Origin of the sequence: Pseudomonas sp. D47 (assembly GCF_045447305.1) — a bacterium.
Taxonomy (GTDB): Bacteria; Pseudomonadota; Gammaproteobacteria; order Pseudomonadales; family Pseudomonadaceae; genus Aquipseudomonas.
The window spans coordinates 77426-91464 of record NZ_JBJGXU010000011.1 but is presented as its reverse complement, the minus strand read 5'-3'; the positions used below and the strand labels follow the sequence as shown (position 1 = coordinate 91464).

At 61.2% G+C, this 14039-nt stretch carries 12 protein-coding genes; 3 read left to right on the top strand and 9 right to left on the bottom strand.

What is annotated here, in order from left to right; all coding sequences use genetic code 11:
- Window positions 1–38: 38 nt before the first annotated feature.
- The 5 genes from lnt to miaB form a co-directional block, all read right to left on the bottom strand.
- A complete protein-coding gene (gene lnt, locus ACI77I_RS10535; RefSeq protein WP_242152860.1) occupies window positions 39–1562 on the bottom strand; it encodes an apolipoprotein N-acyltransferase in 1524 nt (507 codons plus the stop codon).
- A gap of 8 nt (window positions 1563–1570) precedes the next feature.
- Window positions 1571–2410 carry an HlyC/CorC family transporter gene (locus ACI77I_RS10530; RefSeq protein ID WP_015373027.1) on the bottom strand — a complete coding sequence of 280 codons (840 nt, stop codon included), beginning with the start codon at window positions 2408–2410 and terminating at the stop codon, window positions 1571–1573.
- Between the two features lie 43 nt (window positions 2411–2453).
- Window positions 2454–2912 carry an rRNA maturation RNase YbeY gene (gene ybeY, locus ACI77I_RS10525; RefSeq protein ID WP_406997453.1) on the bottom strand — a complete coding sequence of 153 codons (459 nt, stop codon included), beginning with the start codon at window positions 2910–2912 and terminating at the stop codon, window positions 2454–2456.
- Window positions 2905–3906 (bottom strand): PhoH family protein, encoded by a 1002-nt coding sequence (locus ACI77I_RS10520; protein ID WP_094951264.1) that lies wholly within the window; start codon window positions 3904–3906, stop codon window positions 2905–2907. The genes ybeY and ACI77I_RS10520 overlap by 8 nt, the downstream gene beginning before the upstream one ends.
- A gap of 230 nt (window positions 3907–4136) precedes the next feature.
- Complete coding sequence (gene miaB, locus ACI77I_RS10515; RefSeq protein WP_406997452.1) at window positions 4137–5465, bottom strand: tRNA (N6-isopentenyl adenosine(37)-C2)-methylthiotransferase MiaB; 1329 nt, start codon at window positions 5463–5465, stop codon at window positions 4137–4139.
- A 129-nt stretch (window positions 5466–5594) separates the two neighbouring features.
- Between miaB and ACI77I_RS10510 the strand changes: the two genes are divergently transcribed.
- On the top strand, window positions 5595–5921 hold the full coding sequence (locus tag ACI77I_RS10510; RefSeq protein WP_003194436.1) for a DUF1820 family protein: 327 nt from the start codon (window positions 5595–5597) through the stop codon (window positions 5919–5921).
- A gap of 120 nt (window positions 5922–6041) precedes the next feature.
- On the opposite strand, the gene ACI77I_RS10505 is transcribed toward ACI77I_RS10510, so the two are convergent.
- The 4 genes from ACI77I_RS10505 to ACI77I_RS10490 form a co-directional block, all read right to left on the bottom strand.
- The gene (locus ACI77I_RS10505) at window positions 6042–6596 is read right to left on the bottom strand and encodes a tetratricopeptide repeat protein (RefSeq protein WP_094951266.1); all 555 of its coding nucleotides are present in this window, start codon (window positions 6594–6596) and stop codon (window positions 6042–6044) included.
- 225 nt (window positions 6597–6821) lie between these two features.
- Entirely contained in the window at window positions 6822–8105 is a 1284-nt protein-coding gene (gene hemL, locus ACI77I_RS10500) for a glutamate-1-semialdehyde 2,1-aminomutase (RefSeq protein WP_406997451.1), read from the bottom strand.
- Between the two features lie 11 nt (window positions 8106–8116).
- On the bottom strand, window positions 8117–8746 hold the full coding sequence (thiE, locus tag ACI77I_RS10495; protein WP_242152853.1) for a thiamine phosphate synthase: 630 nt from the start codon (window positions 8744–8746) through the stop codon (window positions 8117–8119).
- Between the two features lie 21 nt (window positions 8747–8767).
- Window positions 8768–9565, bottom strand: a complete 798-nt coding sequence (locus tag ACI77I_RS10490; RefSeq protein WP_094951269.1) for a hydroxymethylpyrimidine/phosphomethylpyrimidine kinase — start codon at window positions 9563–9565, stop codon at window positions 8768–8770.
- A 286-nt stretch (window positions 9566–9851) separates the two neighbouring features.
- Here ACI77I_RS10490 and ACI77I_RS10485 point away from each other — a divergent pair, with 286 nt between their 5' ends.
- Together ACI77I_RS10485 and ACI77I_RS10480 are read left to right on the top strand one after the other, a co-directional pair.
- A complete protein-coding gene (locus tag ACI77I_RS10485; RefSeq protein ID WP_406997450.1) occupies window positions 9852–12230 on the top strand; it encodes a 7TM diverse intracellular signaling domain-containing protein in 2379 nt (792 codons plus the stop codon).
- An 89-nt stretch (window positions 12231–12319) separates the two neighbouring features.
- Window positions 12320–13975, top strand: coding sequence for an acyl-CoA dehydrogenase family protein (locus ACI77I_RS10480; protein WP_406997449.1), 1656 nt, complete (start codon window positions 12320–12322; stop codon window positions 13973–13975).
- The last annotated feature ends 64 nt before the right edge of the window (window positions 13976–14039 follow it).

Genomic DNA, 14039 nt, shown 5'->3' with positions numbered 1-14039 from the left:
CAGGCAAGCCAGCTCCCACATTATTTTGTGTTTAGCCTTTAGACCGTTTTGGACATCCGCCCCGCCAGCAGCGCCCAGCCGAACAACCCCAGGCACACAATGATCAACGGCCACGAACGCCATTGCAGGTACGGCGTGAGGTTGTGCATCGGCACCACCTCGCCGTACAGAATGCCGCGCTCGAACTGCGGGATCTGCGCAGTAATCTGCCCAAACGGGTTGATCAGGCCAGTCACACCATTGTTAGTGGCACGGATCATCCAGCGGCCGGCCTCCAGCGCACGCATTTGCGCCATTTGCAGGTGCTGCAGCGGGCCAATGGAGCGGCCAAACCAAGTGTCATTGCTGATGGTCAGCAACAAATCGCTTTGGGCCGACAGGCCAGCGGCGAATTCTGGGTACACCACTTCATAGCAAATGAACGGTGCAATCTGATAGCCCTTGGCCTGCAGCATCGCCTGGTCAGACGGGCCACGGGCGAAGTCCGACATTGGCAAATCAAAGAAGGCAATTAGCCCGCGCAGCATGTCTTGCAGCGGCACATATTCGCCAAAGGGCACCAGCTTCTGCTTCAGATAAGTGCCTTCGCCCTCACCGACCACGGTGATGCCGTTGAAGTAGCGCTTCTGGTGGTGCACTTCCTGGCGGATCGGCACGCCGGTAATCAGCGCAGTGTGCCGGTCGGCGGCAAACTTGCCCATCATCCCGAGGTAGCCTTCGACAGACTCCTTGAGCACTGGGACAGCCGTTTCCGGCCACACCAGCAGGTCGACGGGCTTGGAGCTGAAGCTCATGTCACGGTACAACGCCAACTGCGCATTAAGCTGCTCGGGGTCCCACTTCATGCTTTGTTCGACGTTGCCCTGGATCGCTGCCACCGTCAGTGGGTCGCCCGAAGGCGAGGTCCAAGCGTGATGTTTGAGTGCCAAGCCTATGGCCCACGGCGCTACCAGCAGCACCAAGCCCGCGCCGATAAAACCGTTGCGCTTGCTCGCCAGCAGGCGCGGCAGGTTGCACAGCACCGCTGCGGTCAGCGCCAGGGCGAAGGAAATCAGCCACATCCCACCCAGCGGCGCGAGGCCGGTGAGTGGGCCGTCGAGTTGGCTGTAACCGGAGTACAGCCAGGGGAAACCGGTGAGGAACCAGCCGCGAAACGCTTCCTGGCCGACCCATAGCGCAGCAAACGTCAGTGCGTCGGCCAGCGGTGCTTCATTACGGCGCAACCAACGCGCCCATAGCCAGGCGGGCAGGGCGAAGAACCAGGCAATGGCAGCGGTAAACAGCAGCATCAAGAAGCCAGCCAGCAGCACCGAAGCGCCGCCGAAGTGGTGGATGCTGTAGTAGATCCAGCTGGTGCCGGCGCCAAACAGGCCGAAACCAAAACACCAGCCACGGCCCAAGGCCTGACGTGGCGTCAGCTCGCGCAGGCCGATATAGAAAAATCCGACCGCAACCAGTGCAAACGGCCACAAATCGAACGGCGCCAGCGCCAGGGTGGTGATGGCGCCGGCCACCACGGCCAGCAAGTTACCGGGCCAGCCGGGGCGGGTTAGGCGCTGCATGTCATTCCTTAGCGGGCAATAGGTGTCAGGCGAATCAGGTGAATACGGCGGCTGTCGGCATTCAGAATGCGGAAGCGATAGGCGCCGATCTCGGTGGTCTCGTTACGTTTAGGCAGATGCCCGAACGCACTCATTACCAAGCCGCCAACGGTGTCGAATTCATCGTCGGAGAATTCGCTGTCGAAAAACTCGTTGAAGTTCTCGATCGGCGTGAGTGCCTTGACCAGGAAGTCACCGCTGGGCAGCGGCTTGATGTAGCTGTCTTCTTCGACGTCGTGCTCGTCTTCGATGTCGCCGACGATCTGTTCCAGCACGTCTTCGATGGTCACAAGACCCGCCACACCGCCGTATTCGTCGATCACAATGGCCATGTGATTGTGGTTGGCGCGGAACTCGCGCAGCAGCACATTCAGGCGCTTGGATTCAGGTACGAAGGTGGCCGGACGCAGCAGGTCCTTGATGTTGAAGTTGTCGCCGTTCTCCTTGAGGATCAACGGCAGCAAGTCCTTGGCCAGCAGGACACCCATGACGTCGTCATGGCTTTCACCGATCACCGGGTAGCGCGAGTGCGCCGAGTCGATCACGGCCGGGAGGAATTCCCGTGGGGTCTGGGTCGCCTTGATGCTGATCATCTGCGAACGCGGGACCATAATGTCCCGAACTTGCAGGTCAGCCACCTGGATGGCGCCTTCGACGATGGCCAGCGCTTCGCTGTCCAGCAACTTGTTCTGATGGGCCTCGCGCAGCAGCTCAAGCAGCTCCTGGCGGTTTTTCGGCTCGTGGGCAAAAGCCTGGGTCAGTTTACCCAGCCATGACTTCTGCCCGTTGCTCGATCGGTCTTCGCTCATAGCGATTACTCTAAATCCTTTGTTGTGTCAGTAAGGTGTCGTTTCAGTTTTCGTCGTCTGCATACGGGTCGCGGTGACCCAATTCTGCAAGCAACGTTTGTTCCAGTGTTTCCATTTCCAAGGCTTCGTCATCGTCTATATGGTCGTAACCCAAGAGATGCAAGCAGCCGTGGATGACTAGATGGGCCCAGTGGGCCTCAAGTTCCTTGCCTTGTTCCTTTGCTTCGCGTTCCACCACTTCGACACAGATGACCAGATCGCCCAGCAAGGGAATATCCAGTAACTCATCCGGTACGTCGGCGGGGAAGGACAGCACGTTGGTCGCGTAATCCTTTTGGCGCCAGGTGTGATTCAGTTCACGGCCTTCGGGCTCGTCCACCAGACGGATGGTCAGCTCCGAGTCGGCGGTGCGCTGGCGCAGGGCCAGTGTGCACCATTGGCGGAACTGCGCTTCGCTGGGGGCGGACGCTTCGGTAGCCAGCTGCAGGTCAAGCTCAAGCATCGCGGCGAACGTCCTTGGCCGGTGCGTCATCCTTGTGTTCGAAGCGCTCGTAGGCCTCGACAATGCGCTGTACCAGCGGGTGGCGGACCACGTCCTTGGGCATGAAGTGCGTGAAGCTGATGCCCGGCACGTCCTTGAGCACCTCGATCACCTGCGCCAGCCCCGATTTGGTGCCCTTGGGCAGGTCGACCTGGGTGACGTCACCGGTGATCACGGCAGTGGAGCCGAAACCGATACGGGTGAGGAACATCTTCATCTGCTCGACGGTGGTGTTCTGGCTTTCGTCGAGGATGATGAAGCTGTTGTTCAAGGTGCGGCCACGCATGTAGGCCAGCGGGGCGATCTCGATCACCTGACGCTCGATCAGCTTAGCCACGTATTCAAAGCCAAGCATCTCGTACAGCGCGTCGTAGAGCGGGCGCAGGTACGGGTCGATCTTCTGGGCCAGGTCGCCGGGCAGGAAGCCAAGCTTCTCGCCGGCCTCGACCGCCGGGCGCACCAGCAGGATGCGGCGTACTTGCTCGCGCTCCAGGGCGTCCACCGCACAGGCCACGGCCAGGTAGGTCTTGCCGGTACCGGCGGGGCCGATGCCGAAGTTGATATCGTTGCCGAGGATTTCTTTGACGTAGCGCTGCTGATTCAAGCCGCGGGGGCGAATCATGCCTTTTTTGGTGCGCAGGGCCACGCTGGCTTCGGCCACTGGGTTGTTGGCCAAATCTTCTACGGCAGATTCCTGCAGGTACAGGTGCACGGTCTCCGGCGACAGCTCACTACCCTTGGTTTCGCGGTAGAGGCGGCGGAGCAGGTTTTCTGCAGACGTGGTGTGTTGAGGTTCACCAATAAGCTCGAACTGATTGCCGCGGTTGCGGATCTCGATGCTCAGGCGTTGTTCGATCAGGCGCAGGTGCTCGTCGAACTGTCCGCACAGGTTGGCGAAACGGCGAGCCTCAAAGGGCTCGAGGAGAAAACGATGGGGTTCTATGGGTGCGTTCAAGGTCGCTTTTAGCCGCCCTTTGGCTGTTGAGATGAAAGAGAGGATAACGCCAGCCGCCGGTGGGCGAAAGCACTTAAATGGACTGGCCTCGATCTCAAGAACCCTGAAGAACCACTGTGGGAGCTGGCTCGCCTGCGATAGCGGTGTATCAGTGCCCGTTGTATCAGCTGGCCCACCGTTATCGCAGGCAAGCCAGCGCCCACATTTTGATCTTCATCGGGTCACCGCGATCAGTTGATCAGCGACCCACGCAACGAGTGCGGTTGCGCCGCATCAATGTGCACATCGGCGAACTGGCCGATCAGGGTTGGGTTGTCGCAGCGGAAGTTGACGATCCGGTTGTTCTCGGTACGCCCTTGCAACTCGCCCGGGTCCTTTTTCGAGTAGTCGGTGACCAGGATGCGTTGGATCGAACCGACCATTTGTCGGCTGACTTCGAAGCCTTGCTGGTTCAGGCGGTGCTGCAGCGCATTCAAACGTTCCTTTTTCAGCGCTTCCGGGGTGTCATCCGCCAAGTCGGCGGCCGGGGTGCCCGGGCGTTGGCTGTAGACGAACGAGTAGGAGAAGTCGAAACCGACGTCTTCGATCAGCTTCATGGTCTGCTCGAAATCTTTCTCGGTCTCCCCAGGGAAGCCGACGATAAAGTCCGAGCTGATGCAAATACCCGGCACCGCGGCGCGCAATTTGCGCAGTTTGGATTTGTATTCCAAGGCCGTGTGGTTGCGTTTCATCGCCGACAGAATGCGGTCCGAGCCCGACTGCACCGGCAGGTGAAGGTGTTTGACCAGCTCCGGCACTTCGGCGTGGGCCTGGATCAGGCTGTCGGAGAACTCCAGCGGGTGCGAGGTGGTGTAGCGAATGCGCTCGATGCCATCAACGGCGGCAACCACGCGGATCAGCTCCGCCAGGTCGGCCAGGCGCCCGTCGTGGGTCTGGCCGCGATAGCCGTTGACGTTCTGGCCCAGCAGCGTGACTTCGCGCACGCCGTTTTCGGCCAGGTGAATGATTTCCGCCAGCACGTCGTCAAACGGTCGGCTGACTTCTTCACCACGGGTGTAGGGCACCACGCAGAAGGTGCAGTACTTGCTGCAGCCTTCCATCACCGACACATAAGCGCTCGGCCCGTCGATGCGTGGCTCGGGCAAATGGTCGAATTTTTCGATTTCGGGGAACGACACGTCGACCTGCGGCAGCTTGGTGGCGCGCGCGGCGTCGATCATTTCCGGCAGGCGGTGCAGGGTTTGCGGGCCGAAGACTACGTCGACATAGGGCGCGCGGTCGCGGATCGCGGCACCTTCCTGGCTGGCCACGCAACCGCCGACGGCGATCACCATGTCCGGGTTGGCCAGCTTCAGTTCACGCCAGCGGCCCAGCTGCGAGTACACACGGTCCTGGGCCCGCTCACGAATCGAGCAGGTATTGAGCAGGATTACGTCGGCATCTTCGGCGCGGGCGGTGACTTCCAGGGCCTGGTGTTCGCCCAGCAGGTCGACCATGCGCGAGCTGTCGTACTCGTTCATCTGGCAACCGTGGGTTTCGATGTAAAGCTTCTTGGCCATGGGAATCATCAACTGGTGGTAAAGAACCGCGCATTATAGGGGGCATGCCCATTGGTTCCTAGCGTTGTGCATCGGGTGCCATGCTATAGTTCGCGCCCTCTTTTATATCCCCGATGTTATCCGCCCACCATGACCAAACGTGAAGCTCCAATCTATAAGGTGATTTTCCTCAACCAGGGCCAGGTGTTCGAAATGTACGCCAAGCAGATCTATCAAAGTGATCTGTGGGGCTTCCTGGAAGTGGAAGAGTTCGTCTTTGGCGAGCGCACCCAGTTGGTCGTCGACCCGGGCGAAGAAAAGCTCAAGGCGCAGTTCGAAGGCGTGGTGCGCAGCTTTGTGCCGATGCATTCGATTGTGCGCATCGATGAAGTTGAGCGCCTGGGCACACCGAAGATCAGTGAAGCGCGTGGCACCAGCAATGTCATGCCGTTTCCGATGCCGATGCCTGAGAAGTAGGGCGTTAGACCCAAGTGTGCCCATCGCAGGCAAGCCAGCTCACACATTCGACCCGTTGGAATGCCGTTCAGTGTGGGAGCCGGGCTTGCCCGCGACAGCGGTAGAAGGGTTTAGCAGAATTTAAGGCAGCGGCGAGAACGGCGAACGCCCATCCGCACTCTGCAATTCCTGCAAGTAATTGCGAAAGATCTGACCCAGCACCTGGGTTGCCACTTCCAACTCATCGCGCTGCATGTGCTCGGCGACTTCGTCGGCGGTGTCCAGTGCATCTTCGGCACCGTTGACCGCGGCCATCTTCAGCACGATATACGCCTGGACGTTATTGGCCGGCACGCCTTCGCCTTTGAAGAACATGGTGCCCAGCTGGAATTGCGCCTGGGCGTGGCCCTGCAACGAAGCTTTCTCGAAGTAGCTCAAGGCTTTGTTGAGGTCTTGGGCAGGGTTTTTGTCGTCGTGGTAGTACTCGCCCAACTCGTATTGCGCCTGCGCATCCCCGCCGTCGGCCTGTTTCTGGCACGCGCTCAGGGCTTCGGCCTGGCTGTCTGGCTGGGTATTGAGGGTGCAACGACCCATCGCTGGGATTAACAACGAGTTGCCGCCTGCTTGGGCATGTGCCAACAGCGGCTGAAGGAGCAACAGGCAGCCCAGAACCAGGGTGCGGCCGGTGCGTTTCATGGGAATCGACTTACCTCTGACGGGGCGCGCGGACCCTCGGGGGTCCAATAAGCGCGCATTATGAAATAAGCAGGCCCCTGCTTACAAAGTCTTTACTCGTTTTTCTGCTGCTTAGGCAAGTTATCTGCCGGATTGCAGGCGATTTCTCGAAAAATGCAGGAAATCTCTGTAAGCAAAGTAGCAAATTCTGACGCCACCAAGGGCAACGTCAGATTTTTATGTCGCTTATTTCAGGGCGGCGAAGGCGCGCTCGGCAGCATCCAGGGTCAGTTTCAACTCTGCATCGCCATGGGCGATCGAGGTGAAACCGGCTTCGAAGGCGCTCGGCGCCAGGTAAACGCCGCCTTCCAGCATCAAGTGGAAGAAGCGTTTGAACATGTCCGCGTCGCTGCCCATCACGTCATCAAAGGTGACGATATCGTCGGCGTCACTGAAGTACAGGCCGAACATACCGCCGGCCTGGGTGGTGACAAACGGGATGCCGGCAGCATCGGCGCGCTGTTGCAGGCCATCGAGCAGGCGAGTGGTGTAGTTGGTCAGCTCGGCGTGGAAGCCCGGGCGGCTGATCAGGCGCAGGGTGGTCAGGCCGGCGGCCATGGCCAGTGGGTTACCCGACAAGGTGCCTGCCTGGTACACCGGGCCCAGTGGCGCGATGTGCTGCATGATTTCGCGCTTGCCGCCAAAGCAGCCCACTGGCATGCCGCCACCGATGATCTTGCCGAAGGTGCTCAGGTCTGGCGTGACGCCGTAGTAAGCCTGGGCGCCACCGAGGGCGACACGGAAACCGGTCATCACTTCGTCGAAAATCAACACCACACCATGCTTGTCGCACTGTTCGCGCAGGGCTTCGAGGAAGCCCGGTGCAGGCGGTACGCAGTTCATGTTGCCGGCCACCGGCTCGACGATGATGCACGCCACCTCTTGGCCTACTTCGCTGAGCATCTGCTCGACGGCGGCGCTGTCGTTGAACGGCAGGGTCAGGGTGTGCTTGGCGAAGGCCGCTGGTACGCCGGCCGAGCTTGGCACGCCCTGGGTCAGTGCGCCGGAACCGGCTTTCACCAGCAGGCTGTCGGAGTGGCCGTGGTAGCAGCCTTCGAACTTGATGATGCTGTCGCGGCCGGTGAAACCACGGGCCAAGCGAATTGCACTCATGGTCGCTTCGGTGCCGGAGCTGACCATGCGCACCATTTCCATCGACGGCACGATCGAGCACACCAAGTCCGCCATCTCGGTTTCCATGGCGGTCGGGGCGCCGTAGGACAGGCCGTGTTGCAACTGCTGGCGTACCGCGTCGAGCACGTCCGGGTGGCTGTGACCGAGGATCATCGGGCCCCAGGAACCGACGTAGTCAACGTAGCGCTTGTCATCCTCGTCGGTGACGTAGGCGCCTTCGGCATGCTTGAAGAACAGCGGCGTGCCGCCCACGCTCTTGAACGCACGCACGGGGGAATTCACACCGCCGGGGATGTGTTTCTGGGCATTGGCAAACAGGGTTTCGGAACGGGACATGGTCGGGCTCTCTAAACTGAAATTTTAAGAAGATCGTTGAATGCGCGGGCGCGGCGCGTGACTTCCTGGGTGCTGTCGGCACCAAACAGGCCGTGCACCACGGCGAGCAGGTCAGCACCGTGGGCCACCAGTGGTTCGGCGTTCTCCAGGGTGACGCCGCCGATCACGCAGATCGGCAAGTGCAAGCGCGCGCGGGCCTGGGCCAGCATCTCAACGGTGGCGGCAGGTGCGCCGGGCTTAGTGTTGGAATTAAAGAAGCGACCAAAGGCAACGTAGCTGGCGCCTTCTTTGGCGGCCTGCTCGGCCAGTTCGATCTGGCTGTGGCAGGTGGCGCCGATGATCGCTTTGGAACCGAGCAAAGCGCGGGCCGGGGTCAGCGGGCCGTCGGTTTGGCCCAGGTGCACGCCGACGCCCAGGCGCGCGGCCAGTTCGGCGTCGTCATTGATAATAAGCTGAGTTTTGTAGCGCGAGCACAGCTCGCGCAGTTTTTCCGCTTCACGCAGGCGGCGGGCTTCGTCGCTGCTTTTATCGCGGTACTGCAGCAAGGTCACGCCGCCGTCCAATGCCGCTTCGACATAGGCGAGGAATTTGCCGGCCAACAGTTGGCTGTCGGTAATGGCGTACAGGCCACGTAGTTTCATCGGGCAGGCCTCTTTTGCTGTTTAAGAGCAGAAATCCAGCGGCAAACGGCGCGGCACGAATTGGCCCTGGCCGAGTTGTTCGGCGTCACGCAGGGTGCGCCACGTGTAGTTGAGCGCGGATTGCACGGCGCTGACCAGGCCTTCGCCCTGGGCGATGCGCCCGGCCAGTGCACTGGCAAGTGTGCAGCCCGAGCCGTGATAGCTGCCGGGCAGGCGCTGGCAAGTAAAGGTCTGGCGCGTGCCGTCGCGGCTGTACAGGCGGTTGTGCACTTGATGCTCGTCGCCGTGGCCGCCAGTGATCAGCAGGTGTTTGATGAACGGCAGCAGCTTCTCGGCGCATTCGTCCGCAGTGCCTTCAGGCAACTCGGCGAGGATGCGCGCTTCAGGCAGGTTCGGTGTGGCGATCAACGACAACGGCAACAGCCGCTCGCGCATGGCATAGCCGACTTCGTCCTTGCCCAGGCTGCCACCGCCGCCGGCCCGCAGCACCGGGTCGCATACCACCGGCAGGTGCGGGTGCGCCTGCAGCAGTTCGACCACGGTGTCGACCATCGCGGTGGAGCCGAGCATGCCGAGCTTGACCGCCGCGACTTCGGAGTCGCTGAGCACGGCATTGGCCTGGGCCAGTACCCACTCGCGGTCGAGCACGCGGAAATCGCTGACATTGACGGTGTTCTGCACAGTCAAGGCAGTGACGGCGGCGGCCGCATGACAACCTTGGGCGAGCAGGGCTTCGATATCTGCCTGCAAGCCGGCGCCACCACTGGGATCATGGCCGGAGAGACAGAGAACAACAGGGCGAGAGCTGTAGATATTCATGGTGCGCGAGCTTACCACCAAACGCTTTTGGCGTGGCCGTCTGGCGAAGGCTGAATTTCGCCGCTATTCAGGCGCGATTATGGCTGTTGGCTAGTATCGAGTATTGCTTCATAAACGTGCTGAAAGCCTTGTTCTAGAGCCTTTCAAAAAATTATTTCAATGGTGTCCAATGGCCTCCAACGGCTATGCTAGAGTGGATCCAAATAACTTACTGTATCGCCGGTATATGTCTTCTCAAAAGGAATGGGGGCATTTGACATAACCGGACAGGCCACGCTGGGGCTCTATGCGCTATTTGCTGATTTTATTATTGTGCGGGCTGCCGATGCTCGCCGGCGCCGTCGAGTTCAACCAGAGCACTCGAAGCCTGCCGCTGGGCCGGGTCATGCAAGTGCTCGAAGACCCCTCCGACGCCCTCACCATCGCCCAAGTCAGTTCCCCCGCTTACGCCGCCCAATTCAGGACCCATGACAAAGCCACCCTTAATGCCGGCTATTCGCGCTCGGTGTTCTGGCTCAAGGTCGACCTGCATTACACCGCCACTGAGGCCCGCGCCCCGCGCACCTGGTTCCTGGAACTGGCGTACCCACCGCTGAACCGGCTGGACCTGTACCAGAACGATGGCACCGGCAACTTCCGGCTGACCACTCGCACCGGCAGCGCGTTGCCGTTTGCCAGCCGTGAAGTGCGCCAGAGCAACTACCTGTTCAAGCTCAACTTTGTGCCCGACCAGCATCAAACGGTGTACCTGCGCCTGCAAAGCCAAGGCTCGATTCAGGCTCCGTTGACGCTCTGGTCTGCCACGGCCTACATGGAAGAGCAGCCGCTGCGCCTGTATGTGCTGGGCGCAATCTACGGTGTGTTGCTGGGAATGCTGGTCTACAACCTGTTCATCTACCTGAGCGTGCGTGACACCAGCTACCTGTATTACATCCTCTATATCGCCTCGTTCGGCCTGTACCAACTGTCGGTCAATGGCGTGGCCGTGGAGTACTTCTGGCCCAACAACCCCTGGTGGGCGAATGCGGCGGTGCCGTTCCTGATCGGGTCGGCGGCGTTGTTTGGCAGCCTGTTTGCGCGCAGCTTCCTGCACACCGCGCAGCACAGCCGCTGGCTCGACCGGATATTGCTGGCGCTGGCGGCCGGCGGCGCGGCGGTGATGGTGTTGGCGCTGCTGACCAGCTACGCCGTGGCCCTGCGCCTGGCCACCGGTTTGGCGCTGGTGTTTACCGTGACCATCTTCGTCGCCGCCATCAAGGCCTGGTATTGCGGCCAGCGTATGGCGCGCTACTTCATCATCGCCTGGTCGGCGTTCCTGCTCGGTGGGGTGGTCAACACCCTGATGGTGTTGGGCTACTTGCCCAATATGTTCCTCACCATGTACGCCAGCCAGCTTGGCTCGGCGATTGAAGTGGCGCTGCTGTCCCTGGCCCTGGCAGACCGCATCAACGGCATGCGCGAGCAGCAGGCGCAGATCCTGTTCGACGCCAGCCAGAAGCTCGAAGTGCTCAACCAGCAATTGGCCCGCAGTAACCGTCTCAAGGACGAATTCCTCGCCACCCTGACCCACGAATTGCGCACCCCGATGAACGGCGTGATCGGCTCCTTGGAGCTGATGCAAACCGTGCCGCTGGACGATGACCTGGCGCAGTACCAGCAAACCGCCGCCGGCTCGGCGCGGGACATGATGCGCATGGTCAACGGGATTCTCACCCTGACCGAACTGCAAGCCGGGCGCCTGTGCGCCCAACCCCAAGTGTTCAGCCTGCGTGGCGCCCTCGACACCTTGCGACAGCAGTTCAGCGCCAGTGCGCAGAGCAAAGGCTTGGAGTTTTCCATCGACGTGGCGGATGAACTGCCGGACCGGGTGATCGGCGACGCCGACAAGCTGATCCAGTGCCTGGACTGCCTGCTCGACAACGCCTTCAAATTTACCCATAAAGGCGCCGTGCGCGTGCGTGTGGTGGGTGTTCCACACAGTGATGGCAGCTTGCGCCTGAGCTTTATCGTGACCGACAGCGGGATCGGCTTTGCTTTCCTTGACGAGGCCACGCTGTACCAACGCTTCTTCCAGCTCGACGGCTCGACCACCCGCGAATATGGCGGCATGGGCATCGGCCTGGCGATTTGCCGGCAGTTGATCGAACTGCTCGGTGGGCGCCTGACCCATCATTCCGAACCGCGCAATGGCAGCCGCTTCCAGTTGGAGGTGAGCGTGAACCCGGTGCCGCCCGAGCCCAAGGCGGCGACCCACGGGCCCTTCACGCAACGTGCGCCCCACGAGTGCACGGTGCTGTTGGTGGACGACAACAGCGTGGGCCAATTGGCAGTGCGCGGCATGTTGCTCAAGTTGGGCTACCGGGTGAAAGCGGTGGATAACGGCCCGTCCGCGCTGGCGATGTTGCAGAGTGAACCCTTCGATGCGGTGTTGTTGGATGTGCCTGAAGGCGGTTTCTCGTTGTGCTGTCAGATACGAGCGTTGCCGGGCTGTGGCGAACTGCCGGTGATCGCCCTGAGTACGTCACTGAATGTGTCGGAGCGTGAGCGCTGCCATGGCATCGGTATCACTGATCGGCTGGCCAAACCCGTGCGTTTCGACGCGTTGCAAGCCGTGCTGGAGCGGCGCTTGCTGTGCCCGCTCGAGGGCGAAAGCGCCGAGCTTTAGGCGGCTATGCCACTTTTTTAACGCCGATGACGGTGCTTAACTGAAATTCAGGCCTCAACTGCACGCGGCCTTTTTTCAGGAGCCCCGTCATGAACCTGCACCCGTTCGCCGAAACCCACGACGTCACCAATCAGCCACCGTCCTTGGACGGCACTAACCTGTACCGCATCGACTTGCCCTTGCAAGACTGGTCGCGCCGCTTCGGCGCCGGCTGGGCCGAAGCGCGTATCGAGGCTTATGGGGCGCTGGCGGGTGGGCCGCTGATGGAGGCCGGGTTCCTGGCGAACCAGAATAAACCGGTGTTCAACAGCCATGACCGTTATGGCCATCGCATTGATCGGGTGGAGTTTCACCCGGCTTACCACGACCTGATGCGCACCGCCGTTGAGCATGGTCTGCCGTCGTTGCCGTGGGCGCATCCGCAGTCCGGTGCCCACGTAGCCCGCGCCGCCATGACTTACCTGCACAGCCAGGCCGAAGCCGGCACCGGCTGCCCGCTGACCATGACTTTCGCCTGCGTACCGGCCCTGCGCCTGCAACCGGATCTGGCGCAGACCTGGCTGCCGAAAATCCTCACTACCGAATACGACCCGCGCAATGTCGGCATCGCCCACAAGGCTGGCGCCACCATCGGCATGGCCATGACCGAGAAACAGGGCGGCACCGACGTGCGCGCCAACACCACCCGTGCTTATCCCGTGGGCACGGGCGGCCCCGGGCAAGCCTATGAACTGGTGGGGCACAAGTGGTTCTGCTCGGCGCCGATGTGCGATGCGTTCCTCACGCTGGCGCAGACCGACAAAGGCCTGACCTGTTTCTTACTGCCTCGGCACCGCCCGGATGACACGCGCAACGAGTTCTACATCCAGCGCCTGAAAAACAAACTCGGCAATTGCTCCAACGCCTCCAGCGAAGTGGAGTTTCGCGGCGCGCTGGCCTGGATGATCGGCGAAGAAGGCCGTGGCGTGCCGACCATTATCGAAATGGTCGCCATGACCCGCTTTGACTGCATGGTCGGCTCCAGCGCCTTGATGCGCCAGGCGCTGACCCAGGCCAGCCATCATTGTGCGCATCGCCTGGTCGGCGGGCGCATTCTCAACGAACAGCCGCTGATGCAAAACGTACTGGCCGACCTGGCCCTGGAAAGCGAGGCGTCCCTGGCCTTGAGCATGCGCATGGGCCGCGCGCTGGATCACCTCGATAACGAGCAGGAAGCCAAATTCGCCCGGCTGGTGACGGCGGTGGGCAAGTATTGGATCTGCAAACGCGCGCCGGCAATGATCAACGAAGCCGCCGAGTGCATGGGCGGTGCCGGGTATGTAGAGGACAGCACTCTGCCGCGCCTGTACCGTGAGGCGCCGGTGAATTCGACGTGGGAAGGCTCCGGCAACGTGCAGTGCCTGGACGTGCTGCGGGCGCTGTCCAAAGAGCCGGGTGTGCTGGAGGCGTTGTTTGTCGAACTGGGCGATGGGCAGGGCGACAAGCAACTGGCGCGGCATATCGAGCAGCTTAAGTCGGCGTTTATGGATACCCAGGATATTCAATACCGCGCGCGGCAACTGACCGAGGATATTGCCGTGGCGTTGCAGGCCAAGTTGTTGCTGGAGGCCGGGAACGCGGCGGTCAGTGATGGGTTTATTGCCAGCCGCTTGGGTGAGTCGTCCGGCCGGGTGTATGGCACCTTGCCGCGTGGTGTGGATGTGGAGGCGATCGTCGCCCGTTCCACGCCCCATATTTCTGAATAAACACGGTTCAAAATGTGGGAGCTGGTTTGCCTGCGATAGCGGTGTGCCAGCCCCCAGATGTATC